Annotated in this window: 23 protein-coding genes; 6 read left to right on the forward strand and 17 right to left on the reverse strand. The window is 71.9% G+C overall.

The window, feature by feature from the left end; genetic code table 11:
- Positions 1-12: 12 nt before the first annotated feature.
- The gene (gene panB / locus JTN19_RS17815; RefSeq protein ID WP_206935403.1) at positions 13-822 is read right to left on the reverse strand and encodes a 3-methyl-2-oxobutanoate hydroxymethyltransferase; all 810 of its coding nucleotides are present in this window, start codon (positions 820-822) and stop codon (positions 13-15) included.
- Between the two features lie 163 nt (positions 823-985).
- Here panB and JTN19_RS17820 point away from each other — a divergent pair, with 163 nt between their 5' ends.
- Positions 986-1,894, forward strand: a complete 909-nt coding sequence (locus JTN19_RS17820) for a fatty acid desaturase (protein WP_206935405.1) — start codon at positions 986-988, stop codon at positions 1,892-1,894.
- Entirely contained in the window at positions 1,891-2,898 is a 1,008-nt protein-coding gene (locus JTN19_RS17825; RefSeq protein ID WP_206935408.1) for an alpha/beta fold hydrolase, read from the forward strand. Before JTN19_RS17820 ends, JTN19_RS17825 begins: the two co-directional genes overlap by 4 nt.
- Here the strand turns inward: JTN19_RS17825 and JTN19_RS17830 are convergent.
- Positions 2,895-3,587 carry a cyclase family protein gene (locus tag JTN19_RS17830; RefSeq protein WP_206935410.1) on the reverse strand — a complete coding sequence of 231 codons (693 nt, stop codon included), beginning with the start codon at positions 3,585-3,587 and terminating at the stop codon, positions 2,895-2,897. The two genes, JTN19_RS17825 and JTN19_RS17830, sit on opposite strands and share 4 nt — an antisense overlap.
- A 67-nt stretch (positions 3,588-3,654) precedes the next feature.
- Positions 3,655-4,515, reverse strand: coding sequence for a LysR family transcriptional regulator (locus JTN19_RS17835; RefSeq protein ID WP_206935412.1), 861 nt, complete (start codon positions 4,513-4,515; stop codon positions 3,655-3,657).
- Positions 4,516-4,591: 76 nt separating this feature from the next.
- Here JTN19_RS17835 and JTN19_RS17840 point away from each other — a divergent pair, with 76 nt between their 5' ends.
- From JTN19_RS17840 to JTN19_RS17850, 3 genes are all read left to right on the forward strand, one after another.
- Positions 4,592-6,130, forward strand: a complete 1,539-nt coding sequence (locus JTN19_RS17840) for a proton-conducting transporter transmembrane domain-containing protein (RefSeq protein WP_206935414.1) — start codon at positions 4,592-4,594, stop codon at positions 6,128-6,130.
- An 11-nt stretch (positions 6,131-6,141) separates the two neighbouring features.
- Positions 6,142-8,487, forward strand: coding sequence for a YbcC family protein (locus JTN19_RS17845; RefSeq protein WP_206935416.1), 2,346 nt, complete (start codon positions 6,142-6,144; stop codon positions 8,485-8,487).
- Positions 8,488-8,690: 203 nt separating this feature from the next.
- Positions 8,691-9,824 (forward strand): BLUF domain-containing protein, encoded by a 1,134-nt coding sequence (locus JTN19_RS17850; RefSeq protein WP_206935418.1) that lies wholly within the window; start codon positions 8,691-8,693, stop codon positions 9,822-9,824.
- 55 nt (positions 9,825-9,879) lie between these two features.
- Here the strand turns inward: JTN19_RS17850 and xylA are convergent, their stop codons facing one another.
- From xylA to JTN19_RS17915, 13 genes are all read right to left on the reverse strand, one after another.
- A complete protein-coding gene (xylA, locus tag JTN19_RS17855) occupies positions 9,880-11,166 on the reverse strand; it encodes a xylose isomerase (protein WP_206935420.1) in 1,287 nt (428 codons plus the stop codon).
- Positions 11,163-12,587, reverse strand: a complete 1,425-nt coding sequence (gene xylB / locus JTN19_RS17860) for a xylulokinase (RefSeq protein WP_206935422.1) — start codon at positions 12,585-12,587, stop codon at positions 11,163-11,165. The genes xylA and xylB overlap by 4 nt, the downstream gene beginning before the upstream one ends.
- Positions 12,584-13,720, reverse strand: a complete 1,137-nt coding sequence (locus JTN19_RS17865) for a Gfo/Idh/MocA family protein (RefSeq protein WP_206935424.1) — start codon at positions 13,718-13,720, stop codon at positions 12,584-12,586. Before JTN19_RS17865 ends, xylB begins: the two co-directional genes overlap by 4 nt.
- A complete protein-coding gene (locus JTN19_RS17870; RefSeq protein WP_456315807.1) occupies positions 13,717-14,781 on the reverse strand; it encodes a sugar phosphate isomerase/epimerase family protein in 1,065 nt (354 codons plus the stop codon). The genes JTN19_RS17865 and JTN19_RS17870 overlap by 4 nt, the downstream gene beginning before the upstream one ends.
- Complete coding sequence (locus JTN19_RS17875) at positions 14,778-15,752, reverse strand: quinone oxidoreductase family protein (RefSeq protein WP_206935427.1); 975 nt, start codon at positions 15,750-15,752, stop codon at positions 14,778-14,780. Before JTN19_RS17875 ends, JTN19_RS17870 begins: the two co-directional genes overlap by 4 nt.
- Before the next feature lies 1 nt (position 15,753).
- Entirely contained in the window at positions 15,754-16,668 is a 915-nt protein-coding gene (locus tag JTN19_RS17880) for an SRPBCC family protein (protein ID WP_206935429.1), read from the reverse strand.
- Positions 16,669-16,680: 12 nt separating this feature from the next.
- Entirely contained in the window at positions 16,681-17,511 is an 831-nt protein-coding gene (locus tag JTN19_RS17885) for a phosphoenolpyruvate hydrolase family protein (RefSeq protein WP_206935431.1), read from the reverse strand.
- Positions 17,511-18,707 carry a Tm-1-like ATP-binding domain-containing protein gene (locus tag JTN19_RS17890; protein WP_206935433.1) on the reverse strand — a complete coding sequence of 399 codons (1,197 nt, stop codon included), beginning with the start codon at positions 18,705-18,707 and terminating at the stop codon, positions 17,511-17,513. Before JTN19_RS17890 ends, JTN19_RS17885 begins: the two co-directional genes overlap by 1 nt.
- 13 nt (positions 18,708-18,720) lie before the next feature.
- Positions 18,721-19,425, reverse strand: a complete 705-nt coding sequence (locus JTN19_RS17895) for an ABC transporter ATP-binding protein (protein ID WP_206935435.1) — start codon at positions 19,423-19,425, stop codon at positions 18,721-18,723.
- Positions 19,425-20,150: an ABC transporter ATP-binding protein gene (locus tag JTN19_RS17900; protein WP_242531245.1), complete on the reverse strand. Its 726-nt coding sequence runs from the start codon at positions 20,148-20,150 to the stop codon at positions 19,425-19,427. Before JTN19_RS17900 ends, JTN19_RS17895 begins: the two co-directional genes overlap by 1 nt.
- Before the next feature lie 179 nt (positions 20,151-20,329).
- Positions 20,330-21,607, reverse strand: a complete 1,278-nt coding sequence (locus tag JTN19_RS17905) for an ABC transporter substrate-binding protein (protein ID WP_206935439.1) — start codon at positions 21,605-21,607, stop codon at positions 20,330-20,332.
- Positions 21,608-21,645: 38 nt separating this feature from the next.
- Positions 21,646-22,638, reverse strand: coding sequence for an ABC transporter permease subunit (locus tag JTN19_RS17910; RefSeq protein WP_206935442.1), 993 nt, complete (start codon positions 22,636-22,638; stop codon positions 21,646-21,648).
- On the reverse strand, positions 22,631-23,524 hold the full coding sequence (locus tag JTN19_RS17915; protein WP_242531246.1) for a branched-chain amino acid ABC transporter permease: 894 nt from the start codon (positions 23,522-23,524) through the stop codon (positions 22,631-22,633). Before JTN19_RS17915 ends, JTN19_RS17910 begins: the two co-directional genes overlap by 8 nt.
- Before the next feature lie 91 nt (positions 23,525-23,615).
- Here JTN19_RS17915 and JTN19_RS17920 point away from each other — a divergent pair, with 91 nt between their 5' ends.
- Positions 23,616-24,167, forward strand: coding sequence for a phosphoenolpyruvate hydrolase family protein (locus tag JTN19_RS17920; protein ID WP_206935443.1), 552 nt, complete (start codon positions 23,616-23,618; stop codon positions 24,165-24,167).
- A 13-nt stretch (positions 24,168-24,180) separates the two neighbouring features.
- Here JTN19_RS17920 and JTN19_RS17925 read toward each other — a convergent pair whose 3' ends face one another.
- Positions 24,181-25,818 (reverse strand): phosphoenolpyruvate hydrolase family protein, encoded by a 1,638-nt coding sequence (locus JTN19_RS17925; RefSeq protein WP_206935446.1) that lies wholly within the window; start codon positions 25,816-25,818, stop codon positions 24,181-24,183.
- Positions 25,819-25,825: the final 7 nt, after the last annotated feature.

Raw genomic sequence — 25,825 nt, forward strand, 5'->3', positions numbered from 1 at the left:
CGTGGCCCCGCGTTACCCCTTCTTCGGCGGCGGGAAGCAATGCTCCGGCCCCGGGAAGCGGCGCGCGCGCACATCCTGGGCATAGGCCTCGGCCGCCGCCGTCACCTGGGTGGACAGCTCCGCGTAGCGCTTCACGAAGCGCGGCGTGAAGTCGCGGAAGAGGCCCAGCACGTCATCCGTCACCAGGATCTGCCCGTCGCAGGCGGCCGAGGCGCCGATGCCGATGGTGGGAACGGGCAACGCCGCCGTGATGGCGGCCGCCACCGGCTCCACCGTGCCTTCCAGCACGACGGCGAAGGCGCCGGCCTCCGCGATGGAAGCGGCGTCACGCGCCACGCCCGCGGCCTCCTCCTCCGAACGGCCGGTGGCCTTGAAGCCGCCCGCCGTGTTCACCGCCTGGGGCATCAGGCCCACATGGCCGCAGACCGGCACGCCGCGCGTGGTGAGGAAGCGCACGGTGGCCGCCATCTCCTCCCCGCCTTCCAGCTTCACCGCATCCGCGCCCGTCTCGGCCAGGATGCGCGCGGCGTTGCGGAAGGCCTGTTCGGGGCTTTCCTGGTAGGTGCCGAAGGGCATGTCCACCACCACGCAGGCGCGCCGCGCGCCGCGCACCACGGCGGCACCATGGGCGATCATCATCTCGAGCGTCACGGGCAGGGTGCTGTCGAAGCCATAGACGACCATGCCCAGCGAATCCCCCACCAGCAGCAGGTCCACATGCGGGTCGAGCAGCTTCGCCGTCTGCGCGGTATAGGCGGTGAGGCAGACCAACGGCTCGCCCCCCTTGCGCGCGCGGATCTGGGGCGTGGTGATGTGCTTCATTCTGTTCCTCCCTGGGCATTGCCGCTTCCTTGTAGGAGGCCTGAAGCGCGCGAGGCATCGCCCCCGGCGCATGGGTGCCACCGCCCGGCGTGGCGCGGCGCGCGGCTTGCCCGGCGCGGCGCGCCGCTTGCATGGCACCGCCCGCACTGAAAGGCTTGCCCCCATGAGCACCACGCTCGACGCGCCGCGCCCGCGCGACATGATGCACCTCGCCGCCCGCTCCGACGCGCAAGGGGCGGCGCGGGCCCTCCTGCACCTTGCCCTGATCCTGGGCAGCGCTGCCTTGATCGCGGTCGCGCCCGGGGTGCTGGTGGTGCCGGCCATGCTGCTGGCGGGCGTGATCCAGGCGGCACTCTTCGCGCCCTTCCATGAAACCTCGCACTACACGGCCTTCAAGTTCCGCCGCGCCAATGCGGTGGTGGGCTGGATCAGCGGGCTGCCGGCTTTGCGGAACTGGCACTACTACCAGCAATTCCACCTGGCCCATCACAAGCACACCCAGGACGCGGAGCATGATCCGGAACTCATGCTGCCCCCGCCCGCGAGCTTCGGGGAATACGTGACGCGGATGCTGGGCCTCGCCTATTGGCGCGCGCAGTTCGAGGTCTGGGTCGCGGCCTGGCGCGGCGACATGCGGGCCTATTCCTTCCTGCACGAGGCGACCGCGCCGCGCGTCATCGCCTCGGTGCGCGCCTCCTCGGCGCTGACGGTGGCGCTGGCGCTGGCCGCGGGGCTGGTGTTCGGCTGGGCCGCGCTGTTCTGGTTCTGGATCGGCCCACAGATCCTGGGCCAGATCGTGCTGCGCCTCTATTTGCTGACCGAGCACACGGGCTGCTCCGAAGACGCGAACGGCCTGACCAACACCCGCACCATGCTGACCAACCCCGTGGTGCGGCTGCTGATGTGGAACATGCCCTACCACGCCGAGCACCACCTCTACCCCTTCATTCCCTTCCACCGGCTGGCCGAGGCGCATCATGTGCTGAAGGACCGCCTGGCCCATGTGGACCAGGGCTATGCCGCCTGGCACCGCGACCACATCCGCAAGCTCCGCGACGGAACCCACGCATGACCGATTGGCCCACCGACCAGGGCGAATTCCACCTGGGCGATTTCCCCCTCCATCGCGGCGGCGTGCTGCCGGATGCGAAGCTGGCCTGGCGCAGCCATGGCACGCTCTCGCCCGCGCGGGACAATGTGGTGCTCTACCCCACCTCCTATTCCGCGCAGCATCCGGACCTGGAATGGCTGATCGGGCCCGAGGGCGTGCTGGACCCGACGCGCTGGTTCATCGTGATCCCGAACATGTTCGGCAACGGGCTCTCCACCTCGCCCAGCAACAGCGCGCATTGGCCGGATGTCGTCACTTCCTGGGACAATGTGGCCGCGCAGAAGCGGCTGATGGAGGAGGTGTTCGGCGTCACGCATCTGCACGCCGTCTATGGCTGGTCCATGGGCGCGCAGCAGGCCTATCACTGGGCCGCGGCCTATCCGGAGGCGGTGTCACGCATCATCGTCAATTGCGGCTCGGCGCGGACCTCCGTGCACAACCGCATCTTCCTGCAAAGCCTGATCGCGGTGCTGGAGGCGGCGCCCGAATATGAAGGAAATGGCCGCTTCTCCGCCCAGCCCACCCGCGCCATGAACGCCTTCGGCCGCATCTATGCGAGCTGGGCGCTCAGCCAGGATTTTTATCGCGCGAACCTGCACCTGACGGCGCTGGGCGCGCCGGACCTCGAAACCTTCCTGCGCCGCGACTGGGTGGAACGCTTCAGCCGCCGCCCGGCCGAGGATTTGCTGGCGCACCTCCGCACCTGGGAGGCGGGCGACATCGCCGATGGCGGCGACCTGCCGGCCGCGCTGCGCGCCATCCAGGCGCGCGTGCTGCTGATGCCGGGCGAGACGGACCTCTACTTCCGCGTGGCCGACAACGAGGCCGAACTACCCCATCTGCGCCACGCGGAACTGCGCCCCATCCCCAGCATCTGGGGCCACCGCGCCGGCAACCCCCAGCCCATTCCGGAGGACACCGCCTTCCTCCGCGCGCAGGTGCGGGATTGGTTGGAGCGGAACTAATCCTCCAGTATGGCGCAGGCGCGCACCGGACTGCCGGTGCCGCCCGCGATCTTCAGCGGCAGGGCGATGAAGCGGAACCGCCCCTTCCCCACCACCTTGTCGAGGTTCACCACGCCCTCGTAATGCGTGAAGCCCATGTCGCGGCAGACATGGTGCACCTCGAAATTGTTGCGGCCCGGACGGCCGGGGCTGACGCTCTCCACCGTGAAGGCGGTGATGCCCTTCTTGCCCAGCCAGGTGGCGCTTTCCTTGGTCAGCCCAGGGAAGTCCGTGATGTAGCCCTCGGTGCCGGCCGCGCGCGCGTAGAAGCCGGTGTAGAGCAGCACCGTGTCGCCCTTGCGGATCTCCACGCCCGCCGCCTTCTCCGCGGCTTCGAGGTGCGCGATGGTGATGTCCGTCTGGTCGGGCACATGCGTCAGGTCGAGGCACACGGCTTCCGTGAAGAAGGTTTCCAGCGGCATCTCGTCAATCGTCTTCGCCCCCGGCCGCGCGTCGAAATGCACGGGCGCGTCCACATGCGTGCCGCCATGGTCGCCCATGTGCAGCACCATGGTGGCGGAGGAGAATTCATACCCGTCCACCACGCGCTTCTCGTCATGCGTGCTGAAGGGATAGACCTCGATCGTCGGGTGGTTCACCAGGCGCTGCATCTTGTGGGTGATGGTGCGGCTGAGGTCGATCAGTTTCATCGCGCGGGCTCCGGAGTGAAGAGGCACCGATGCTGGAACCGCGTGGCGCGCGGCGCAACCGGCCGCCTCACGCCCCCCGCAGCACCTCGCGCAGCAGCGGGTTGGGGAAGCGGCGCGGCAGCGTCACCGCATGGAAGGGCTGCACCAAGCCGGGCAGGCGCTCCCCTTCCTCCAACTCGCCCGAGGCGAGTTCGTCGCGCACCACGATGGGCGGCAGCACGGCGAGCCCCACGCCCTCCCGCGCGAGCAGGCGCATCATGGCCATGTCATCCACCTCGGCCGCGATGTGCGGCGTCACGCCCAGCCTTTCGCGCAGCGCCTCGAAGCCCGCGCGCAACCCGCTCTCGGGCGCGGGCAGGATCAGCGGCGCGCCCGCCAGGCGTTCCGCCAACCCCACCCGCCCGGCGAACAGTGCGGGGCGGCCCACCAGGCTGACGGGTTCCTCCGCCAGCCGGTGCGCCACATAGGGGCCGGAAGGCGGCTCGCTGGTCAGCACCACGTCGAGGTCCAGCGCCGTGAGGTCCCGCAGCAATTCCGCCATGCCGCCCGAGCGCAGCACCACCTCCACCCCCGCCCGCCCCAGCACCGGCCGCAGGAAGGCCAGCTGGAAGTTCCGCGACAGCGTGGCCAGCGCGCCCACGCGCAGCAAGCGCGGGCTCTGGCCGGATTGGCGCAGCGTGGCGAGCATTTCCTCGCCGGCGGCGAAGATCACGTCGGCATGGGCGAGCGCGATGCGCCCGGCCTCGGTCAGCACCAGGCGCCGGCCGCTGCGCTCGAACAGAGGCTCGCCGAGCCGTTCTTCCAGCGCGCGGATCTGCGCGGACAGCGCGGAAGGCGCCAGGTTCAGCGCGGCGGCGGCGCGGGTCAGGTGCCCCTCGCGCGCCACGGCGCGGAAGTAGCGGAGGTGGTGGTAGTTCAGCTCGGCCATTCATTCGTTTTGAACGAACGCTTTGGTCGAAACAATGTCATTTTCTAAGATCTTTGCGGTTGCTACGCGGCGACCCATGCCAAGCCATCTCCTTCCGCTCCTCGCGCCCCTGGCGCTGCTCGCCGCCGCCTTCCTGGCCTTCCGTGGTCCCGGCCTGCGCCCGGCCGAGACCCTTCGCACCGCCCACCTGGCCAGCCTCGCGGCGCTGGGCGTGGCGGTGGCCAGCCTCGCTTTGCTGCTGGCCGCGGGGCCGGGCGCGGCGCCGCTCGCGCTGGCGCGGCTGGATGTCGTCTCCGCCACCATGCTGCTGCTGGTGGGCTTCCTGGGCTGGGTGGTGCTGCGCTTCTCGGCCACCTACCTCGATGGCGAAACCCGCCAGGGCGAGTTTACCGGCTGGATGTGCGCCACGCTGGCCGCCGCCCTGCTGCTGGTGCAGGCGGGCAATTTGCCGGTGCTGGTGCTGGCCTGGCTGGGGGCGAGCCATGGCCTCGGCCGCCTGCTGCTGTTCTATCATGAACGCCCCGGCGCCCAGCGCGCCGCCCGCAAGCGCGCCCCCTTCGCCCGGCTGGGCGAGGGCGCGCTGGTCGGCGCCGCCCTGCTGCTGGCACTGGGCCATGGCACGCTCGACATCGGTGCCATCAACGCCGCCGCGCGGGCGGGCGAGGCGCCGGGCCTCACCACCGCCGCCGCCGCCCTGCTGGCGCTGGCCGCCCTGCTGCAATGCGCGCAATTCCCCGCCCATGGCTGGCTGACCGAGGTGATGGAGACGCCCACCCCCGTCTCCGCCCTGCTCCATGCGGGCCTCGTGAACGCGGGCGGCTTCCTGCTGATCCGCTTCGCCGATGTCATGCTGGCCGCCCCCGGCGTGCTGGCGGCCCTCGCCCTGCTGGGCGGCTTCACGGCGGTCTTCGCGGGGCTGGTCATGCTGACCCAGCCCGCGGTGAAGACGGCGCTCGCCTGGTCCACCATCGCGCAGATGGGCTTCATGCTGCTGCAATGCGGCCTCGCCCTGTTCCCGCTGGCGCTGCTGCACATCGTGGCGCACTCGCTCTACAAGGCACATGCCTTCCTGGGCGCGGGCATGGCGGTCGAGAAGGTGGCCGCCATCCGCCGCCCCGGCCCCGTCGCCGTGCCCAGCCTGCGCGCGGTGGGCCGCGCCTTCCTCGCCGCACTCGCCCTCTATGTGCTGATCGGCGCCGGCTTCGGCTTCGCGGAGAAGTCGCCGCAAGCCATCGCGCTGGGGGCCATCCTGGTGCTGGGCGTGGCCTATCTGCTGGCGCAGGGCTTCGCCGACGCCGCGCCCGTGCCGCTGACGCTGCGCACCTCCATCGCCGCCGCCGCCGCCGCCATCGGCTACTTCACCCTGCAACGCCTGGCCGAGGCGATGACGGCCGGGTTGCTGCCCGAGCCCCCGCCGCCCGGCGCGCTGGAATGGGTGCTGATGGCGCTCTCTGTGCTGGGCTTCGGCCTCACCGCCTTCGCCCAGGCCACCTTCCCGCTCTGGGCGCAGCACCCCGCCGCCGCCGGGCTGCGGGTGCACCTGTCGAACGGCCTCTACATCAACGCGCTGACCGACCGGCTGCTGCGCGGCTGGTCGCGGCGGAACCCCGCCTGAGGAACGCCCCCATGCCCTTCGACCTGCACGACGCCGCGCAAGGCCATGACGCCGCCCTCGACCGGGCGCTGGCCGCCATCCCGCCCGCCTGGCCGCTGGCGGCCACCGTCGCGGTGAACCCCTTCCTCGGCCAGGTGGGCGAGGATTTCGCCACCGCCGCCGCACGCCTCGCCCGGGTGGGCGGCATCGCCACCACCATGCCGCGCGAATGGTTCGCCGCGCGCATCGCCCAGGGCGCCATCACCGAGGCCGACCTCGCCGCCGCGCTGGAGGCGGCGCCCCTCGCCCACCGGCCCGAGAGCCTGGAGGCCCTGCACGCGGCCCTCGCCCGCCCGCGCCCCGCGCCCCGCGCCCTGCCCACCGTCGCGGAGCTGGTGGCCGAGATCACCGGCACCGACTGGCCCGGCATCATCGCCGACCGCCTGGGCGCCTTCGCCGCCAGCTGGTTCGACGCGGGGCAGGCCCTGTGGCCCGTGCAGCACCGGGGCGCCCTCTACGCCTCCTGGCGGGCCACGGCGCTGCGGGACCTGACGCCCGAAATCCTGGGCCTGCCCGGCTTCTGCGCCCATGTCGCCGCCACACCCGCCGGCGCCGCCGCCGCCACGGCGCGCGCGCTGGCGACCCTCGGCGTGCCGGCCGCCGCGCGCGAAACCCTGCTGCACGGGCTGCTGATGACGCTGGGCGGCTGGGCGCAGCTCGCCCGGCAGCGCGGCTTCGAGGCGGAGCTGGAAGGCCGCACCGACCCGACGCTCGCGGAACTGCTCGCCGCGCGGCTGGTCTGGGAGGAGGCGCTCTTCGCCGCCCATGCCGAGGCCCTGGCCCCGCGCTGGGCCGAGGTGCTGGACGCCCACGCCGCCCCCGTCACCGCCGGTGCGGAGGAGGCGCTGGACGCCATCCTGCAGGACGCCGCCGACCGCGCCGGGCAGCGCGCCCTGGCCGCGAAGCTGGCGGCCGCCCCCGCCGCGCCGGCCGAGACGCGCCCCGTGCTGCAAGCCGCCTTCTGCATTGACGTGCGCTCAGAGGTGATGCGGCGCGCGCTGGAATCCCTCGACGCCGGCATTCGCACCCAGGGCTTCGCGGGCTTCTTCGGCCTGCCCGTGGCGCACCGTGCCTTCGCCTCGGACGTAGTGGAGAACCGCCTGCCCGTGCTGCTGCGCCCCGGCCTGCGCAGCTGCACGGCGGTGGAGGGCGAGGTGCCGGCGCGCATCGGCGCGCGGGCCAAGCGCGCCTGGGGAAGGTTCAGCCAGGCCGCCGTCTCCTCCTTCGCCTTCGTGGAAGCGGCGGGCCTTCTGCACGCGGGCGGGCTGCTGCGCGATGCGCTGGGCCTGAAGCACACCGCCAAGGCCGAACCCCCGCCCCGCCTGCCTGAATCCCTGACGCCCGAGGCCCGCATCGCCACGGCCGAGGCGGTGCTGCGCGCCATGTCCATGACGGAGGGCTTCGCGCCGCTGGTGCTGCTGTTGGGCCATGGCGCGGAGGTGACGAACAACCCCCATGCCAGCGCGCTGCATTGTGGCGCCTGTGGCGGGCATCGCGGCGATGTCAGCGCGCGGCTGCTGGCCCTGCTGCTGAACGACAAGGCGGTGCGCGCGGGGCTCGCCGCGCGCGGCATCGCGGTGCCGGCGGACACGCTGTTCCTGGCCGGGCTGCACGACACCACGGGCGACCGCGTGACGCTCTACGCCGCCGACCACGGCCCGCACCCCGCCCTGGCCCAGGCCGAGGCCTGGCTGGCACGGGCCGGCGCCCTGGCGCGCGCGGAACGCGCCCTGCGCCTGCCCCGCGCGCCGGGCGGCGAGGCACTTTCCGCACGCTCCACCGACTGGGCCGAGACGCGCCCCGAATGGGGGCTGGCCGGCTGCCAGGCCTTCATCGCGGCCCCGCGCGCCCTGACCGCCGGCCGCGACCTCGGCGGCCGCGTCTTCCTGCACGACTATGACTGGCGGCGGGATGCGGGCTTCGGCGTGCTGGAACTCATCCTCACCGCGCCCGTCGTGGTCGCGTCCTGGATCAGCCTGCAATACCACGGCTCGGTCGTGGCGCCGGAGGCCTTCGGCGGCGGCAACAAGCTGCTGCACAACGTCACCGGCGGCGTGGGGGTGGTGGAGGGCAATGGCGGCACGCTGCGCGTGGGCCTGCCCTGGCAATCGGTGCATGACGGCGAGGCGCTGGCGCATGAACCCCTGCGCCTCACCGTCTGCATCGCCGCCCCGCGCGCCGAGATCGGCGCCATCCTGGACCGCCACCCGGGCGTGCGCGCGCTGTTCACGAATGGCTGGCTGCACCTCTTCGCGCTGGAGGAGGACGGGCAGGCCTGGCGCTTCGGCGCGGAGGGAAGCTGGCGCGCCGCGTTCTGATCCGCGCGCGTTTCGTTCCTGACGCGGATGATGCTGCGGTTCGCGTTGACACCTGGGGTGCCGCTCAGCGACCTTGGGCTTGCCAGGGTGAGCTAGATGCCGGGCGCCGCGAAACGCGGTGATCCGGCAGGGTCTCGGCCCGATGGCTCCATCCGGCGATCGGCGGGCCGCCTTGTCCGCCAGCCCAACCGGAGGAAGCGCGCATGACCGCGGAACAGGTTCTCGCATCGCCGCCTTCCCAGCTCCGTGGGGTGGACCTCACGCGCCTCGTCTATCGCAGCCGCGCCGCCCTGCCGATGGCGGGACGGCCGCTGGCCGAGATGCTGCGCGCCGCCCGCCGCCGCAACCAGTCGGCCAGCGTCACGGGGCTGCTGCTGGCGGACGGCACGCATTACCTGCAATGGCTGGAAGGACCCGCTTCCGGCGTGGGCACGCTGATGCGCGCCATCGCGCGCGACCGCCGCCACGACCAGGTCGAGGTCATCGCCGACACCCCGGTGGCCGCGCGCCGCTTCGCCGGATGGGAGTTGCGCCTGGCCACGGAAGGCGCCCCGCGGGCCGATTGCCCCTCGCTGCACCTGCCCGGCCGGCTGGTCGCGGGGCTCTGGGCCGATGCGGGACAGGAGCCGGAGCTGATGGGCAGCCTGGGCACCAACCCCTATGGCCGCGACGCCCGGCGCGTGGCCGCGCCCCCGGCGGAGCAGGCGGTGCTGGACGCGCTGCTGACCGCCCTGGCCGACCCCGCGACGGGCCTCGATTCCCTCACGCCCCGCGAGGGCGCGCGCCGGCACTTCGCCACGCTCATCGAACCCGCCGCGCGCCGCCTGGGCGATCTGTGGATGCGCGATGCCCTGTCGGAGGCCGAGGTCACCATCATGCTCGGCCGCATGCAGTCCTGGGTGCGCCACCTTGCCCAGCGGGAGCGCGTGCCAAGGCTGCGGGCGGATGCGCCGCATGTGCTGGTGGCGCCCCTGCCGGGGGAGATTCACACACTGGGCGCCGTGCTGGCCACGGAATGGCTGTGGCTGTCCGGTTGGCAGCACGAGTTCGACATCTTCGCCTCCGACGCCGCGCTCTGCGCGCGGCTGGCCCGCGCGCCGCATGACGTGCTGGATCTCTCGCTCAGCCCCGCCTTCCACCGGCTGGACGAGGCCGAGGCGCTGCGCCGCCGCCTCGCCACCTTCCGCGCGGCCTCCTGCAACCGCGCGCTGCGGATCCGGCTGTCGGGGCGGCTCTTCGCGGGGCAGCCCTGGCTTGCGGGCCTCGTCGGCGCCGATGCGGTGGCGGACGGCTGCGAGGGGGTGGACGCGGCGCTGGCGCGGCTTGTGGCCGCATAGCGTACGGTCGCCTTTGGTGGCGACACCAAAGGCGTGAAGCAGCCGCGAGGCCAAGTCAGCCGAGCCGCGCCACCAAATTCTCCAGCCTTTCCTGCCCGCCCGAGCGAGGGCGGGGTTCCGTCCCCTCCACCAGGGCGCGGTCCGCGATGTCCGCCAGGCTGCCGGGCCAGGGCGCGCCCGCATAGCGTTCCCGCCGCGCGGCCTCCAGCCGCCCATCCTCGATGATGCGCGCGGCCCAGAGCAGCGCGGCGGCGCAGGCCTCCATGCCGCCCACATGGGCGTGCAGCAAATCCTCGGGCGCGATGGATTGCCGGCGCAGCTTGGCGTCGAAGTTGAAGCCGCCGCTGCCCAACCCGCCCGCGCGCAGGATTTCTAGCATCACCGGCACCAGCTCCTGCGCGTTGGTCGGGAACTGGTCCGTGTCCCAGCCGTTCTGCGGGTCGCCGCGGTTGATGTCCACGGAGCCCAGCACGCCGAGTGCGGCCGCCATGCCCACCTCATGCTCGAAGGAGTGGCCGGCCAGGGTGGCGTGGTTGGCCTCGATGTTGAGCTTCACCTCGCCCAGCAGCCCATGCCGCGCGAGGAAGCCATACACCGTCGCCACGTCGCGGTCGTATTGGTGCTTGGTGGGTTCGTGCGGCTTGGGCTCGATCAGCAGCGTGCCGGTGAAGCCGATCTTGTGCTTGTGCTCCACCACCAGCTTCAGGAAGCGGCCGAGCTGTTCATCTTCCCGCGCCAAATCGGTGTTGAGCAGCGTGTCATAGCCCTCGCGCCCGCCCCACAGCACGTAGTTCTCGCCGCCCAGGCGCTGCGTCACCTCCATGGCGTGGCGCACCTGCACGCAGGCGCAGGCGAAGACCTCGGGGTCCGGGTTGGTGGCCGCCCCCGCCATGTAGCGGGGGTGGGAAAACAGGTTCGCCGTGCCCCAGAGCAGCCTGATGCCGGTGCGCTGCATGTGCCCGGCCAGCACCTCCGCCATGGCGTCGAGGTTGCGCGCGCCCTCGCGGAGATTGGCCCCCTCCGGCGCCACGTCGCGGTCGTGGAAGCAGAAGAAGGGCAGGCCCAGGCGCTCCATGAAGGCGAAGCCGGCCTCGGCCTTTTGGCGCGCGCCTTCCATGGCGTCGGGCAGGCCTTCCCAGGGGCGGGGCAGCGTGCCCGCGCCGAAGGGGTCCGCGCCCGAGGCGACGAAAGAATGCCAATAGGCCACCGAGGGGCGTAGCCATTCGGCCATGCTGCGGCCCAGCACCGGCGCCTCCGGGCGCCAGTGGCGATAGCCCAGTTCTTCCTGGCTGCCGGGGTCCAGGAAGGGCACGTGCGGGAGGAATTCGAAGATGTGGCTCATCGGGCGGTCTCCCGCATCAGGGGCTTCAGGAGTGGGTAGAGGTGCCGCCAGTGGGCGCGCGCCTCGGCCAGGGCGGGTTCGGGAAGGGCCTCGCCGAGGGTGGCGGGCGGGGTGCAGATGGCGGCGGGGTCGGCGCCCGTGGCGAGTGCCGCAAGCCGCGCCGCGCCCAGCGCCGGCCCCACCCCGGCATCGGCCACCAGCGTCAGCGGCCGGTCCAGCGCCGAGGCCAGCAGCCGCGCCCAGAGCCCCGAACGCGCGCCGCCGCCAATGAGCGACAGGCGCGGGATGGGGCCGCCCTCCGCCTCCAGCGCGTCCAACCCATCGGCCAGCGCGAAGGCCACGCCCTGCATGACGGCGCGCGCCATCTGGCCGCGCGTGGTGCCGGCCTCCAGCCCGAACCAGACGCCGCAGGCGGCGGCATCGTCATGCGGCGTGCGTTCGCCGGCCAGGTAGGGCAGGAACAGCACGCGGCCGGGTTCGGCGGCCTCGGCCTCGCGCGCCAGGGTTGCTTCGTCCGCGCCCAGCACCGAGGCCGCCCAGGCCAGGGCGCCGCCCGCCGAAAGGATCACCGCCATGCGGTGCCACAGCCCGGGCAGGGCGTGGCAGAAACTGTGCACGGTGCGCGCGGGGTCGGGCCGCGGCGCCGCATCGGCCACGAAGACCACGCCCGAGGTGCCCAGCGAGACGAAGGCCTGGCCAGGTGCGATGCAGCCCAGCCCGACGGCGCCCGCCGCATTGTCGCCCGCGCCGCCCGCCACCGGCACACCGGCCGGGATGCCCCATTCGGTGTTGACCACCCGGCCCGAGACGGCGCTGCCCTCCACCAGGCGCGGCATGTGGGCGCGGGTGAGGCCGGTCAGGGCCAGCATCTCCTCCGACCAGTCCCGCTGGGTCACGTCGAGCCAAAGGGTGCCCGCCGCGTCCGACATCTCGGACACGGCCTCGCCCGTCAGGCGCAGGCGCAGAAAGTCCTTGGGCAGCAGCACGCGGCGCGTGGCGGCGAAGACCTCGGGCTCCTGCGCGCGCAGCCAGGCGAGCTTCGGCGCGGTGAAGCCCGGCATGGCGCGGTTGCCCGCGATGCGGCGCGCGGCCTGGTCCAGCGCCGCGCATTCACCAGCCGCGCGCCCGTCATTCCACAAGATGGCCGGGCGCAGCACGCGGTCGGCTTCGTCCAGCACCACCGCGCCATGCATCTGGCCGGACAGGCCCACCGCCGCGACGCGCGCGCGCAGCGCCTCGGGCAGTGCCTGCACGGCCAGGATCGCGGCGCGCCACCACGCCTCCGGGTCCTGCTCGGACCATCGGGGGCGTGGGCGTTGCACCGTGAGGGGCGCCAAGGCCTGGGCCAGCACCTGCCCGCCCTCATCGAGCAGCACCGCCTTCACGGCGGAGGTGCCGAGATCCACGCCGAGGAAGGTCACACCACCGTCCAGGTGCCGCCCGCCCGCGCCGAGGCGATGGCGGCGGCCACGAAGCGCATGCCGCGCAGCCCGTCCTCGACATTGGGGGTGGCGGTGCTGAGCGGGTCGGGCGGGCGGCCCTCGCGGCGCGCCATGATCTGTTCGGCCGCGTCGCGGTAGATTTGCGCGAAGGCCTCCAGGTAGCCCTCCGGATGCCCGGCCGGGATGCGCGTGGCGTGGGCGGCCGCGGGGTGCAGCGTGCCCACCGCGCGGGCCAGCACGCGCGGCGCCTCGCCCAGCGGGGTGTGGAGCAGCTGGTTGGGGTGTTCCTGGCTCCAGGCCAGCCCGCCCTTCTCGCCATAGACGCGCAGGCGCAGCGCGTTCTCATTGCCCGGCGCCACCTGCGAGGACCAAAGCATCCCGCGCGCCCCGCCCGCGAAGCGCAGCAGCAGGTGCGCGTTGTCGTCCACGCGGCGACCTTCGACGAAGCTCTGCACATCGGCCAGCACGCTCTCGACCGCGAGGCCCGTGACGAACTCCGCGAGATGATGCGCATGGGTGCCGAGATCGCCCAGCGAACCACCCAGCCCCGCCCGCGCGGGGTCGGTGCGCCATTCGGATTGCTTCTGCCCCGTCTCCTCCAACCGGGTGGAGAGCCAGTCCTGCGGGTATTCCACCTGCACGACGCGGATGGCGCCGAGCTCGCCCGCGCGCACCATCGCCCGCGCCTGCCGCACCATCGGGTGGCCGCTGTAGTTGTGGGTGAGGACGAAGACGCGCCCGGTGCGCGCCACGGTCGCGACCAGATCCTCGCCCTGCTCCACCGTCAGGGCGAGGGGCTTGTCGCAGATCACGTCGAAGCCCGCTTCCAGCGCCGCCTTGGCGGGGGCGTGGTGCATGTGGTTGGGGGTGACGATCGCCACCACTTCCGCGCCATCCTCCCGCCCGCGCTCCCCTGCCAGCATGGAAGTGAAGTCGGGATAGCCGCGGATGCCGAGATCCGCCGCGCTGTCTATCGCCCGCTGCGGGTCCGAGGCGAGCGCCCCCGCCACCAGCTCGAAGCACCCATCAAGGCGCGCGGCCATGCGGTGCACACCGCCGATGAAGGCGCCGCGCCCACCCCCCACCATGGCGAGCCTGAGGCGCCGCGTCATGGCGCGAGGCCCAGCATGCGGCGGTTCGCCGCCTCATCCGCGCCGGAGGAGGCGAAGTCGTCAAAGGCCTTCTCGGTGACGCGGATGATGTGGTCCGCGATGAAGCGCGCCCCCTCGCGCGCGCCATCCTCGGGGTGCTTCAGGCAGCATTCCCATTCCAGCACCGCCCAGCCCTCGAAGCCGAAGGCCGCGAGCTTGGAGAAGACCGCCTTGAAATCCACCTGCCCATCGCCCAGCGAGCGGAAGCGGCCCGCGCGGTCCACCCAGGGCTGGAAGCCGCCATAGACGCCGACGCGGCCGGTGGGGCGGAACTCCGCATCCTTCACGTGGAACATGCGGATGCGCTCGCGGTAGATGTCGAGGAAGGCCACATGATCGAGCGCCTGCAGCACGAAATGGCTGGGGTCGTAGAGGATGTTGGCGCGCGGGTGGTTCCCCACCGCGTCGAGGAACATCTCGAAGCTCGCCCCGTCGTGCAGATCCTCGCCGGGATGGATCTCGTAGCAGACATCCACGCCCCCCTCGTCGAAGGCGTCGAGCAGCGGGCGCCAGCGCCGCGCGAGCTCCCCGAAGGCCGTCTCCACCAGGCCGGCCGGGCGCTGTGGCCAGGGATAGACGAAGGGCCAGGCCAGCGCACCCGAGAAGGTGGCGTGCGCCGTCAGGCCCAGGTTGCGCGAGGCGCGCGCCGCGAGGCGCATCTGCTCCGACGCCCATTCCTGCCGCGCCGCGGGGTTGCCGCGCACCTCGGGTGCGGCGAAGCCGTCGAAGGCCGCGTCATAGGCCGGATGCACGGCGACGAGCTGGCCTTGCAGATGCGTGGACAGCTCCGTCAGCGCGATTCCGTGCTTCGCCAGCGTCGCCTGCACATCCTCGCAATAGGCGCGGCTTTCGGCGGCCTTCGCCAGGTCGAACAGCCGCCCATCCCAGGAGGGAATCTGCACCCCCTTGAAGCCGAGCGAGGCCGCCCAGGCGGCGATCCCGTCGAGCGTGTTGAACGGCGCCTCGTCGCCCGCGAATTGCGCGAGGAAGATGGCAGGGCCCTTGATGGTCTTCATGGTCATGGCACCAGCACCAGCGAACCCGTGGTCCGCCTCCCTTCAAGATCGGAATGCGCCTTCGCGGCATCGGCCAGCGCGTAGCGCGCCGGCGGCGCCACCTTCACCGCCCCCGAGGCCACGACGTCGAACAGCGCGCCCGCCATGCGCAGCAGGTCGGGCCGCTTCGCCGTGTAATGGAACAGCACGGGGCGCGAGAGGGTCGCGGATTTCGCCGAGAGCAGCGAGGGCGCGATGGGCTCGATCGGCCCGCTGCTCTGCCCGAAGGAGACGAGGCGGCCGCACAGCGCGAGGCTCTCCATCGAATCCGCGAAGCTGTCGCGGCCGATGCCGTCATAGATGACGCGGCAGCCCGCGCCGCCCTTGATCTCCTTCACCCTGGCGGCGAAACCTCCGCCGCGGGTGATGATGGGGTGGTCGCAGCCATTCGCCCGCGCCAGCGCCGCCTTCTCCTCGGCGGAGACGGTGCCGATGACGGTGCAGCCCAGATGCCGCGCCCATTGGCACAGCAGCAGCCCGACGCCGCCGGCCGCCGCGTGCACCAGCACATGATCGCCCGCGCGCACCGGCGCCGTCTCGTGCAGAAGGTATTGCGCCGTCATGCCCTTCAGCATGATGGAGGCCGCGATGTCGTCACCGATCGCGTCCGGCAGCTTCACCATCTGCGCGGCCGGAGCAAGCCGCGCCGCGGCATAGGCGCCGGTGGGCGGGCAGGCATAGGCGACGCGGTCGCCGGGCCGCAGCCCGTCCACGCCGGCACCCACCGCCTCCACCACCCCCGCGCCCTCCATGCCGATGATCGCGGGCAGGCCGGGCAGCGGGTAGAGCCCCGTGCGGTGATAGATGTCGATGTAGTTCACGCCGATCGCGGTCTGGCGCAGGCGCACCTGGCCCTCGCCGGGCGCGCCGGCGTCATGCTCGGCGGGGCGCAGCACTTCGGGGCCGCCGGTCGTCTCGATCAGGATGGCCTGCGGCATCTCAGCGTCCTCCGGCCAGGCGGGCGGCCACCGTCGCATAGGCCTTCAGGTAGACGTCCCGCTCAGTGTTCGGGATCAGCGACAGGTCGTCCTGCGGGCTGGCCGCCCAGTCGCCCCACCAGGTGGCGAAGCAATGGTCCGTGTCCGTCACGCGCCAAAGGCGGGGGCCGCTGACATAGCGCACCCAGGGAAGCTCGGACTTGGTGATGTAGTAGGAGTAGCTCATCTCCTCATCGTCCAGGTGCAGCAGCACCTCGTTCAGATGGCCGGGGCCGAACATGAAGTCGCGCGTGCCGGACACCTTGTCGGGCCGGACCCCGCCCAGCATGTGCATCTTCGTGATGTCGGGGTGCCATTCGCCCATGGAGGCGAAGTCGCGGATGATGCCCCAGACGGCGCCGGCCGGTGCGGGAATGACCGTGCTGCACCAGACCTTGTTGGGCGGGAAGCCGGCCCAGAGCGGCGCCTCGACCGGCGCGCGGCCTGGCAGCGCCTGCTTCAGCGCGTCCCACCCGCCCTTGAAGACGCCGTTGGAGACGATGTCCACATACTTCCCCGCATCCTCCGGCGCCTCGTCGAAGGTCGCTTCCCATTCGGCGAAGGTGCGGTTCGTGTCCGTCACCGGCAGCAGCCGCACGCGGGCGCGGTAGTTCGTCACGGGAAATGCCGGCGTCTCGAAATTGTAGGAAAAGCTGGTGGTACGGTCGCACAGGTGCAGCAGCCGCTCGCGCACCATCGTCCCGTCCTGGAGGAAGAAGCGGCGGACGCAGCCGACCACGTCGGCATCGAGCCCGTCCTCGATCTCGGAGCGCGCGATGGCGGGGTGCCAGGAGGGCAGCCCGTTGAAGTCACGGATCACGGACCAGACGGTGGCGATGTTCGCGTCGAGGATGGTGGAGGCGTAGGCGCGGGCCATGGCGTGTTCCCCTCAGAAGCTGATCTGCTTGAAGGCGCGGGTCTGCGCCGTCAGCGCGGTCTCGGTCGGCAGGCGTTCCATGGAGGAGGCGCCGTAGAAGCCGTTGATGCCGGGCGTGTTCCGCAGCACCCAGGTGGCGTCCTCTGGCGAGGAGATGGGCCCGCCATGGCAGAGCACGATGATGTCCGGCCGCACGCGCCGCGCGGCCTCGGCCCATTCGGCGATCAGTGCCGGGCAGTCCTCCAGCTTCAGCGCCGTCTGCGCGCCGATGGCCCCGCCGGTGGTGAGGCCGAGATGCGGCACCAGGATGTCGGCGCCGGCGCGCGCCATCTCGGCCGCTTCCTCGGCGTTGAAGACATAGGGCGTGGTGAGCATGTCCTTGGCGTTGGCCATGCGGATCATGTCGATCTCATGCCCGAAGCCCATGCCGGTTTCTTCGAGGTTCGCGCGGAAGACGCCGTCGATCAGCCCCACCGTCGGGAAGTTCTGAATGCCGGCAAAGCCCAGCGCCTTCAGCTCGTCCAGCAGGTGGTCCATCAGCGCGAAGGGGTCCGTGCCGTTCACGCCGGCGATGACGGGCGTGTGCTTCACCACCGGCAGCACCTCGCGCGCCATCTCCTTCACGATCTCGTTCGCATTGCCATAGGCCAGCAGCCCGGCCAGCGAACCGCGCCCCGCCATGCGATAGCGGCCGGAGTTATAGATGACGATGAGGTCTATGCCGCCCGCCTCCTCGCACTTGGCGGAGAGCCCGGTGCCGGCACCGCCGCCGATGATGGGCTCGCGCCGTGCCACCATGTCGTGGAACTTGCGCAGCAACTCACCGCGCGTGGGGCGTTTCATCAGGCGATCTCCCGGAAGGCGGCCAGCGCGGCGTCGGCGAAGGCGCGGTCATTGATGGCGGCCGGCACCTCGATCAGGCGCCGGTTGGGGGCAGGCACGAAGCCCGCGCGGATGGTCTCGAACAGCGCCGCATCGGCGGCCGGGTCGTGGAAGGGCATGCCTGGCACGTCAATGGCCGAGACGCCGCCCAGCGGCAGCAGGAAGCGCACGGGGCCCTCCATGCGGTTCAGCCGCGCCAGGAGGAACTCCGCGATGGCGCGGTTCTCCTCCGGCGTGGTGCGCATCAGCGTCACCTGCGGGTTGTGGACGTAGAGGTTGCGCGACTGGAAGCGCGCGGGCACCGTCTCCTTCGCGCCGAAATTCACCATGTCCACCGCGCCCACGCTGCCCACATAGGGGAGGCGCGTGCGGATGACGGCGCCGAGCCTGTCTTCCGTGCAGGGGAAGACGCCGCCCACCAGGAAGTCCGGCACCTCGGTCGTCGTGATGTCGAGCAGCGCCGCGACAAGGCCGGAATCCGCCAGCTTCTCCATGCTCTGCCCGCCCGCGCCGGTGGCGTGGAAGACGTAGCATTCATGGGTGGCTTCCAGCGCCTCGCGCAGCATGGTCACGCAGGCGGTGGTGACGCCGAACATGGACAGACCGAGGCCCGGCTTTTCCGCGGCACCGGCAGCCGGCGGCGCGTTCAGCGCCATCCCCGCCGCCGCATGCGCCGCATTGGCGATGACGCGGCGCGAGATGGCGTTGATGCCCGCCACATCCACCACCGAATACATCATGGCGAGGTCGGACGGCCCCACATAGGGCGCCACATTGCCGGACGCCACCGTGCTCACCATCAGCTTGGGCGTGCCGATGGGTAGCGCGCGCATGGCTTGCGTGACGAGGGCGGTGTTGCCCGAACCGCCCATGCCCAGCACCGCGCCGATGTCGTCGCGCGCCGAGAGCCAGCGCGTCAGCGCCTCCGCCATGGCGGCCACGGCGGCGCCGCGGTCGTCACGGCCCAGCACCACGCCGGCACCTTCCGGGTGGTGCGCCGCGATCTCGGCCGCGGTCACATCGGCGCCCTGCCCCGCACCGCGCGTGCCCACATCCACCAGCACCGGCTCCGCCCCCGCACGCCTGAGGCAACCGGCCGCGAAATGCAGCTCCTCGCCCTTCGTGTCCATCGTGCCGATGACGTAGACCCTGGCCATCCTCCCCTCCCCTTCAATGATGCCCGCCGGCCGCGACGCCGAGGTATCGGCGCTGCGTCTCGGTGTCCTCGGCGAGCGCGCGCGCCGGCATGGTCGTGGCGATGCGCCCCGTGACCATGATGGCCACATGCGCTGCCACTTCGGTCGCGACGCGCAGATTCTGTTCGACCAGCAGGAGGCGCATGCCGTCCTTCGGCAGGTCGCGCAGCACGCCGATCAGGTGGTCCACGATGACGGGGGCCAGGCCCTCGCTCGGCTCGTCCATCACGATGACCTTGGGGTTCATCAGCAGCGCGCGGGAGATGGCCAGCATCTGCTGCTCGCCGCCGGACAGCTCGGTGCCGCCGTTGTTGCGGCGCTCCGCCAGGCGCGGGAAGGTCTCGTAGACGCGCGGGATGGTCCAGGCGCCGCCGCGCCGCGCCACCAACTTCAGGTGCTCATGCACCGAGAGCGAGGGAAAGGTGCGCCGCCCCTGCGGCACCAGCGCCACCCCGCGCCGCGCGATGCGATAGGGGGCCAGGCCCGACAGCCGCGCGCCGTCCAGCGTGACCTCGCCCTCGCTCGCCGCCACCAGCCCCGCTATGGCGCCGCACAGCGTGGTCTTGCCCATGCCGTTGCGGCCGAGGATGGCGAGCGGCGCCTCCCCCAGCTCCAGCGAGACGCCCTGCAGGATATGCGCCTGGCCGAAGCGGACATGCAGGTCGCGCACGGTCAGCATCAGTGCCCGCCCCCGAGATAGATGGCCTGCACCACCGGGTCGTCCTCGATGCGGTCGGGCGTGGCCTCCACCACCACCTCGCCATCCTTCATGACGGTGACGATGTCGGCCGCGGGCAGCGCGATGTCCATGTCGTGCTCAATCAGGATCAGCGTGAGCGTGCGCGGCAACTCGCGCAGCAGGCGCAGCAGCTCCGGCCGGTCGCCGGGGGAAAGGCCGGCGGCGGGCTCGTCCAGCATCAGCACGCGCGGATCGCCCGCCAGCGCCATGCCGACCTCGAGCTGGCGCCGCTGCCCGTGGGAGAGGTTCACCACCTCCACGCCCAGCAGGTGCGACAGGCGCATGCGCTCGGCCAGCGCGCGCGCCTGCGCGAGTCCAGGGTCGTCGCGCCCCGGCCGCAGGAAGGAGAAGCGGCGGGGCCGCAGCCCGCGCACCGCGATGAAGAGGTTGTCCAGCACCGACAGCCCGTTGAACAGCAGCGAGGTCTGGTAGGTGCGCCCGATGCCCAGCCGCGTGCGCTGGTGCGGCTTGAGGCGCGTAATGTCCGTGCCAAAGAGTTCGATGCGGCCCGCGGTCGGCGGGAAGTCGCCGCAGATGGTGTTGAACAGCGTCGTCTTGCCCGCCCCATTGGGGCCGAGCACGGCCCGCCGCTCCCCGGGCATGACGTCGAAGCTGACGTCACGCACGGCCTGCAAGGCGCCGAAGCGGCGGCTGACGCCGGTCAATCGAATGGCGGGATGCACGCAGTTCTTTCCAAGCAGACAGACGTTGAAGCAACGGACGCCCAAGCCACGCGCCGCCCCCCGGTGCCCTCCCGAGGCTTAGCCTCGGGAGGCGGTGCCACCCCACAGGAGCAGCACCCAACCGGGGCCCCCGCGACGGCGCGAAGCGGCGTCGTGGGGAACTAGCTGGCCGCCGGCACGCAGCCCGGGTTGTCACGCGACGGCGCGCCGAGGGCGAGGAATTGCTGCTCCGGCGTGTTCAGCGTCTGGTTCACGCCCTCGGCACGGGCGAATGCCACCACCTGCGCCCGCCCGTCGCGCTCCTCGATGCGGTTGAGGAAGATGTCCGAGATGGCCTGGCGGTTGTGATCCAGCCGCACCGCCGCCCCCGTCGGTGCCGTGATGCGCGCGGCCGCCAGCGCACGCTGGAAGGCCTCCTGGTTGTTGCCGAGATCGCCATCCACCTCGCGCAGCGCGTGCAGGATGCCGTAGAGGTTGGTGGTGTAGTTCACGCCATGGATGGAGGGCGACTGGAAGCCCCCTTCGTTCAGCCAGCGGCGGCGATAGCGCTCCACGAATTCGCGCCAGGTCGGGTCGTCGATCACGTCGGCGATGGGCCCGCCCGAGATCATGCCCACCATCACGCGGCGATGCGGCCCGCGCGCCGAGAGCATGGTCTGGTCCGCCATGATGGAACCCGCGATCAGCGGCTTGTTCCCGCCCGACTGCGCGTATTGCGTCATGAAGGCGAGCCCGTCCGTGCCGCCATGCACCACCACCACCGCGCCGGCCGAGGAACGGTTGATCTGCGCGATCTGCGCCGAGAAATCCGTGGTGCCGAGCGGCGCCCAGTAGTGCTGCACCCGCCCGCCGGCGCGGCAATACTCGATGTTGAAGCCGAAGACCTGCGCGTAGGGAAAGGCGTAGTCGCCGGCCGAGACGGCCACCTCGCGGATGTTCATCTGGCGGAAGACGTGGTTGCCCAGCCCCGCCATCCACTGCGTGCCGTCGGTCGAGAAGCGGAAGAAGTTGGGCGAGGGGTTGCGCAACGTCGTGTCCGCGGCCCCCGAAGACCCGTTGACGATGGTCTTGCCCGTCAGCGTGCGCGAATAGTCGCGCAGCGCGATGCCCTCGGCGCCCGAGAGGGGGCCAAGGATGATATCCACATTGTCCTGCTCGATCAGCTTGCGGGCGCGGGCGAGTGCGACATCGGCCTGGGCGTTGGAGCTTTCGCGGATGAACTCGATGCGCCGCCCGCCGATGGTGGAGTTGATGCGCTCCAGCTCCATCTGCACGCAGCGATAGGCGTCCTGGCCGCCGGTGGCGAAGGGGCCCTCCAGCGTGGTCAGCCCGCCGAGCCGGATGGGCGCGCGCTGCGCGATGGCGGGGGCCGCGAGGGTGGCGCCCGCAAGCCCCGCGGTGCCGAGAAGGGCCGCGCGGCGGGTGGTGATGATGGACATGGTGTTTCCTCCTTGTGGTTGCTTGTTGTCGCGGAAAGTCACTTGTCGGCCGCGCGGCGGCCCAGCAGGCGCCGCAGCCTTGTCCCCACCCCCAGCACCCCATCGGGCGAGGCCAGCACGATGACCAGGAACACGATGCCGATCAGCGTGTTGAAGCGGTCGCGGTCGTAGACCGTGGCCGCGAAGGTGTCGAAGACGGTGAATATGAAGGAGCCCAGGAAGGCCCCCACCGGATGCCCCAGCCCGCCGATGACGGCCATGATCAGCACGTTCACCGTGGCCCCGAGCCCAATGGTCCCGGGCGAGATGCCGATGTTGTAGATGGTGGCCAGCACGCCGCCGCAGCCCGCGATGAAGCCCGCCACGCCGAAGGCCGCGATGCGATGCAGCGCCACGTTGTAGCCCAGCGCCGCCACCCGCCGCGGATTGTCGCGGATGCCCTGCAGCACCAGCCCGAAGGGCGAGCGCACGAGATACATCACGCCCGCGAAGAGCAGCACGGCCGTGCCCAGCGTGACGTGGTAGAAGACCCAGGGGTTGCGGAAGTCGAGGCCCCAAAGGCTCGGCCCCACCACGTTGCGGATGCCCTCATAGCCGTTGAACCAGGTGATGTTCGTCTCGACGAAGCGGAACACGCCCATGGACAGCGACAGCGTGATCATCAGCAGGTAGATGTCGCGCGTGCGGACCGCGATGGCGCCCACCAGCAGCCCCATCAGCGTCGCCGCCAGCACGCCCAGCGGAATGGCCAGCGCATAGCCCGCGCCACCCACGATGCGCGGCACCGCGCCCTCCACGAAGATGGCCAGCGTATAGCCCGCCACCCCCGCGATCATCATCTGCGCGAGCGAGACGAAGCCGCCATAGGTGGCCAGGAAGGTCAGCGACATGGCGATGATGCCGAAGACCAGCGCGCGGCCCAGGATGTTCCCCGTCCAGAACCCCGCTTGGTTGGCCGGCAGCACGGCGTGCAGCAGCCAGGGCAGCGCCAGCAGCAGCAGCGCGGCGGCGATGGCGATTCCCCTACGCACGGCCCAGGATCCCCTGCGGGCGCAGCGCCAGCACCGCCACCATCATCACGAAGGTCAGCACCACGGAATATGTGGGGAACATCGCCTGGCCCAATTGCTCGGCCAGACCGACCAGGATGGCGCCCACCGCCGTGCCGGTGACGGAGCCCATGCCGCCCACGATGACCACCACCAGCGAGATCAGCAGGAAGCGCCCATCCTGCCCCATTGCCAATGGCTGCGCGGTGGAGCCGATCACACCCCCCAGCCCGCACAAAGCCGCCCCCAGCGCGAAGACGGCGACACCCACCAGCGGCACGTTCACGCCGCAGGCGCCCAGCATCTCGCGGTCATCCACGCCGGCGCGGATCATCATGCCGAGCCGCGTGCGGTTCAGCAGCAGCCAGAGTGCCACCCCCACCGCCACCGCCACGCCGATCTGCACCAGGCGGAAGGTCGGGTAGCCGCCCACCAGCGGCACCTGGGTGGAGCCGAAGATGGCGTCCGGCGCGAAGAACTGCCGCGGGTTGCCGCCATAGATGGCCAGGATCTGGTCGGCTGCGATGATGGAGATGCCGATGGTGACCAGCGCCTGGCGCAGCTCCTGCCCCTGCATCCAGCCCAGCAGCAGCTGTTGCAGCAGCGCGCCGAAGACCGCCGCCGCGAGCACGCCCGCCGCGAGCCCCGCATACCAGGCCCACCAGAGATCCTGGTCATAGAGCGGCTCGAACACCGCGTAGCCCACATAGCCGGCCACGAGATACAGCGTGCCATGCGCCATGTTCACCACGCGCATCAGGCCGAAGATCAGCGAGAAGCCGCTGGCCACGATGAAGTAGAGGGCAGCCAGGGTCAGCCCGTTCAAGACGATGGTGGCCGCCAATTCCATGCGGTCGTTCGCTCCCATGACCACTCATGCGGTGGCCTGGACGCAGCCTCGACCGGAGGGGGCCTCCGCAACAAGATGGAAATTTGTTTGTTTTTGGGTAAGATTGGGTATGCCAATCACCCTGCGCCCGGCCGCGTGCCTTGAAGGCCTCCCGGCCCGGCGGCGCCCGCGCGCGGTCTTCCTGCCCGCGCTGGCGCCCTTCCGTCCCGAACTTTGGCCGCTGGTGGTGCACCTGCCCGTGCTGGACGTGAACGGGGCGCTGGTGGCGGCCCTGGCCGGACGGACGCCATTCCGCGCGGCGCCACCCATCGCCGCCATCTTCGCCTGCGACCCCTTCCTGCGCCTGCGCGACATGGCCGCCAGCCTGCGCGCCGCGGGCATCACGGAGGTGGTGAACCTCCCCAGCGTCCAGGCGCATGAGGGCGAGGCGGCGGCGGCCCTCGGCGCAGTGGGCTATCGCGCCGAACGGGAGTTCCGCGCGTTGCTCACCCTGGCGGAGCACGGGCTGCGCCCCCTCGCCTATGCCGCCCGCCAGGAGGAGGCCGAGGCCGCCCTCTCCCTTGGCCTGCGCCGCATCCTGCTGCCCGCCGGCCCCGGCTGGGCGGATTTGGCGAGCCATGTGGCGGTGGAGGGCGGCGAGGCGCTGGCCTGGGCGCCATGACCGCGTCTGGCCGCTAGGCCTCCAGCCCCAGCCGCCGCATCCGGTTGTAGAGCGTCTTCCGCGCGATCCCGAGGAAGGCCGCCGTCTCGCCGCGGCGGAAGCGGTGGCGGCGCAGCGCGTCCATGATCCAGGCGCGCTCATCCAGCGTCTCTGGGGCGGGGGGTGGCGCGGCCGGGCCGAGGGCGGCCTCCAGCGCCGCGACCGTCACGCGCCCGCCCGGCGTCTCCGTCAGCGTGCGCAGCAGCACCTCGCGCAATTCGCGCAGATTGCCGGGCCAGGACCGCGCCATCAGCAGGCGCAGCGCCGCGGGCTCCACCGCGCCGGCGCCGCGCCCGGCCTCGCGCAGCATGGCACGGGTGATGAGGGGGATGTCCTCCAGCCGGTCGCGCAGCGGCGGCACCACCAGGCGCTGCGCCGAGAGCGACCGCGCCAACCCCTGCGCGCCCGGCGGGTGCACCAGCACCAGGCGCGCGCGCGGCAGGCGTTCCTCGGGCTTGCCGAAGCGCGCGAAGGCCCCACGCTCGATCCAGTCGGACAGGCGGGCGCGCAGCACGGGCGGCAGGGCATCCGCCTGCTCGACCACCACCGTCACCCCCTGGCGGCCCAGCAACCCGCGCGGCGGGTCGGCGGAGAGGGCGGAAGCGATGTCCTCCCGCGCGTCCAGGAAGATCGGCCCGCCCGCGCGCCCCGCCCCCGCATGCAGCGCCCGCGCGACGGTGGAGCGGCCCGAGCCCGGCTCGCCCTCCACCACCACCGGCAGGTCGGTGGCCACCAGGCGGGCCACCCGCTGGGCCAGGGTGCGCGCCGCCGCCGAACGCCCCACCATGCCGCGCGGCAGGGCGGGCGAGGCCGCCTCGGCCGGGCGCAGCAGGGCCGCGGTCTTGAAGGCCGAGGTGCTCTGCATCACCGAGAGTTCCAGCGGCAGGCGGTCCAGCGTGGAGCCGCCCACATAGCCATCGGCGCGCGAGGCGTCGCAGACCTGGAGCATGTGCTGGGCGTCCACGATGGGCCCGCCCTCCACCAGGCAACGGATGCCCGGGGCACGGCGGCGCAGGGCGGCGAAGACGCGGCGCGCGCGCTCGGCGGCATCCTCCAGCCGCACGCCGCCGGGTACGCCCATGCTGCCGCCGGCGTTCCAGCCGAAATTAAGCACCAGGCGCTCCACCCCCGCATCGGCCATGGCCTCGGCCTCGGCGCGGGTCTTGGCATAGCCGAGCGTGGCGAGGCCCTGGGCACGCGCCTCGGCCAGCAGCGCCACCTCGCGCCCGAAGCCCAGCCCCGCCGCCTCCAGCGCCTGGCGCAGCGCGCCGTCGAGGTGGATGGCCGTGGGAAAGTTCGCGATGCCGTGGTAGCCGGCCTCGCGGATGCCGGCCACGAAGCGCGGCAGGTCCAGCCTCGGGTCGCAGGCGGCGGCGCCGAAGAAGACGGGAATGCGGACCCGGTCCAGGATCTCGCGCCGGGCGAAGGCGTCGGTGAAGGGGTTGCTGTCGGCGATGGGCAGCATGGCGGCCAGCGAGGGCGCGCCCATGACGCGCAGCCGGCCGGCGTTCAGCACCAGCAGGAAATCCGCCCCGCCATCGGCCGCGGCGCGGGCCGTCATGCCCAAGCCGATGGCCGCCCCCACCAGGATGTCCCGCTTCAAGCCGCGCATGATGGGG

Source organism: Roseococcus thiosulfatophilus (assembly GCF_017311575.1).
Classification (GTDB): Bacteria; Pseudomonadota; Alphaproteobacteria; order Acetobacterales; family Acetobacteraceae; genus Roseococcus; species Roseococcus thiosulfatophilus.

What these genes read in the sequence shown, in the direction of transcription:
- panB (WP_206935403.1), bottom strand. Translation starts at nt 822, where the DNA reads ATGAAGCACATCACCACGCCCCAGATCCGCGCGCGCAAGGGGGGCGAG.
- JTN19_RS17820 (WP_206935405.1), top strand. Translation starts at nt 986, where the DNA reads ATGAGCACCACGCTCGACGCGCCGCGCCCGCGCGACATGATGCACCTC.
- JTN19_RS17825 (WP_206935408.1), top strand. Translation starts at nt 1,891, where the DNA reads ATGACCGATTGGCCCACCGACCAGGGCGAATTCCACCTGGGCGATTTC.
- JTN19_RS17830 (WP_206935410.1), bottom strand. Translation starts at nt 3,587, where the DNA reads ATGAAACTGATCGACCTCAGCCGCACCATCACCCACAAGATGCAGCGC.
- JTN19_RS17835 (WP_206935412.1), bottom strand. Translation starts at nt 4,515, where the DNA reads ATGGCCGAGCTGAACTACCACCACCTCCGCTACTTCCGCGCCGTGGCG.
- JTN19_RS17840 (WP_206935414.1), top strand. Translation starts at nt 4,592, where the DNA reads ATGCCAAGCCATCTCCTTCCGCTCCTCGCGCCCCTGGCGCTGCTCGCC.
- JTN19_RS17845 (WP_206935416.1), top strand. Translation starts at nt 6,142, where the DNA reads ATGCCCTTCGACCTGCACGACGCCGCGCAAGGCCATGACGCCGCCCTC.
- JTN19_RS17850 (WP_206935418.1), top strand. Translation starts at nt 8,691, where the DNA reads ATGACCGCGGAACAGGTTCTCGCATCGCCGCCTTCCCAGCTCCGTGGG.
- xylA (WP_206935420.1), bottom strand. Translation starts at nt 11,166, where the DNA reads ATGAGCCACATCTTCGAATTCCTCCCGCACGTGCCCTTCCTGGACCCC.
- JTN19_RS17865 (WP_206935424.1), bottom strand. Translation starts at nt 13,720, where the DNA reads ATGACGCGGCGCCTCAGGCTCGCCATGGTGGGGGGTGGGCGCGGCGCC.
- JTN19_RS17870 (WP_456315807.1), bottom strand. Translation starts at nt 14,781, where the DNA reads ATGACCATGAAGACCATCAAGGGCCCTGCCATCTTCCTCGCGCAATTC.
- JTN19_RS17875 (WP_206935427.1), bottom strand. Translation starts at nt 15,752, where the DNA reads ATGCCGCAGGCCATCCTGATCGAGACGACCGGCGGCCCCGAAGTGCTG.
- JTN19_RS17880 (WP_206935429.1), bottom strand. Translation starts at nt 16,668, where the DNA reads ATGGCCCGCGCCTACGCCTCCACCATCCTCGACGCGAACATCGCCACC.
- JTN19_RS17885 (WP_206935431.1), bottom strand. Translation starts at nt 17,511, where the DNA reads ATGAAACGCCCCACGCGCGGTGAGTTGCTGCGCAAGTTCCACGACATG.
- JTN19_RS17890 (WP_206935433.1), bottom strand. Translation starts at nt 18,707, where the DNA reads ATGGCCAGGGTCTACGTCATCGGCACGATGGACACGAAGGGCGAGGAG.
- JTN19_RS17895 (WP_206935435.1), bottom strand. Translation starts at nt 19,425, where the DNA reads ATGCTGACCGTGCGCGACCTGCATGTCCGCTTCGGCCAGGCGCATATC.
- JTN19_RS17905 (WP_206935439.1), bottom strand. Translation starts at nt 21,607, where the DNA reads ATGTCCATCATCACCACCCGCCGCGCGGCCCTTCTCGGCACCGCGGGG.
- JTN19_RS17915 (WP_242531246.1), bottom strand. Translation starts at nt 23,524, where the DNA reads ATGGGAGCGAACGACCGCATGGAATTGGCGGCCACCATCGTCTTGAAC.
- JTN19_RS17920 (WP_206935443.1), top strand. Translation starts at nt 23,616, where the DNA reads ATGCCAATCACCCTGCGCCCGGCCGCGTGCCTTGAAGGCCTCCCGGCC.
- JTN19_RS17925 (WP_206935446.1), bottom strand. Translation starts at nt 25,818, where the DNA reads ATGCGCGGCTTGAAGCGGGACATCCTGGTGGGGGCGGCCATCGGCTTG.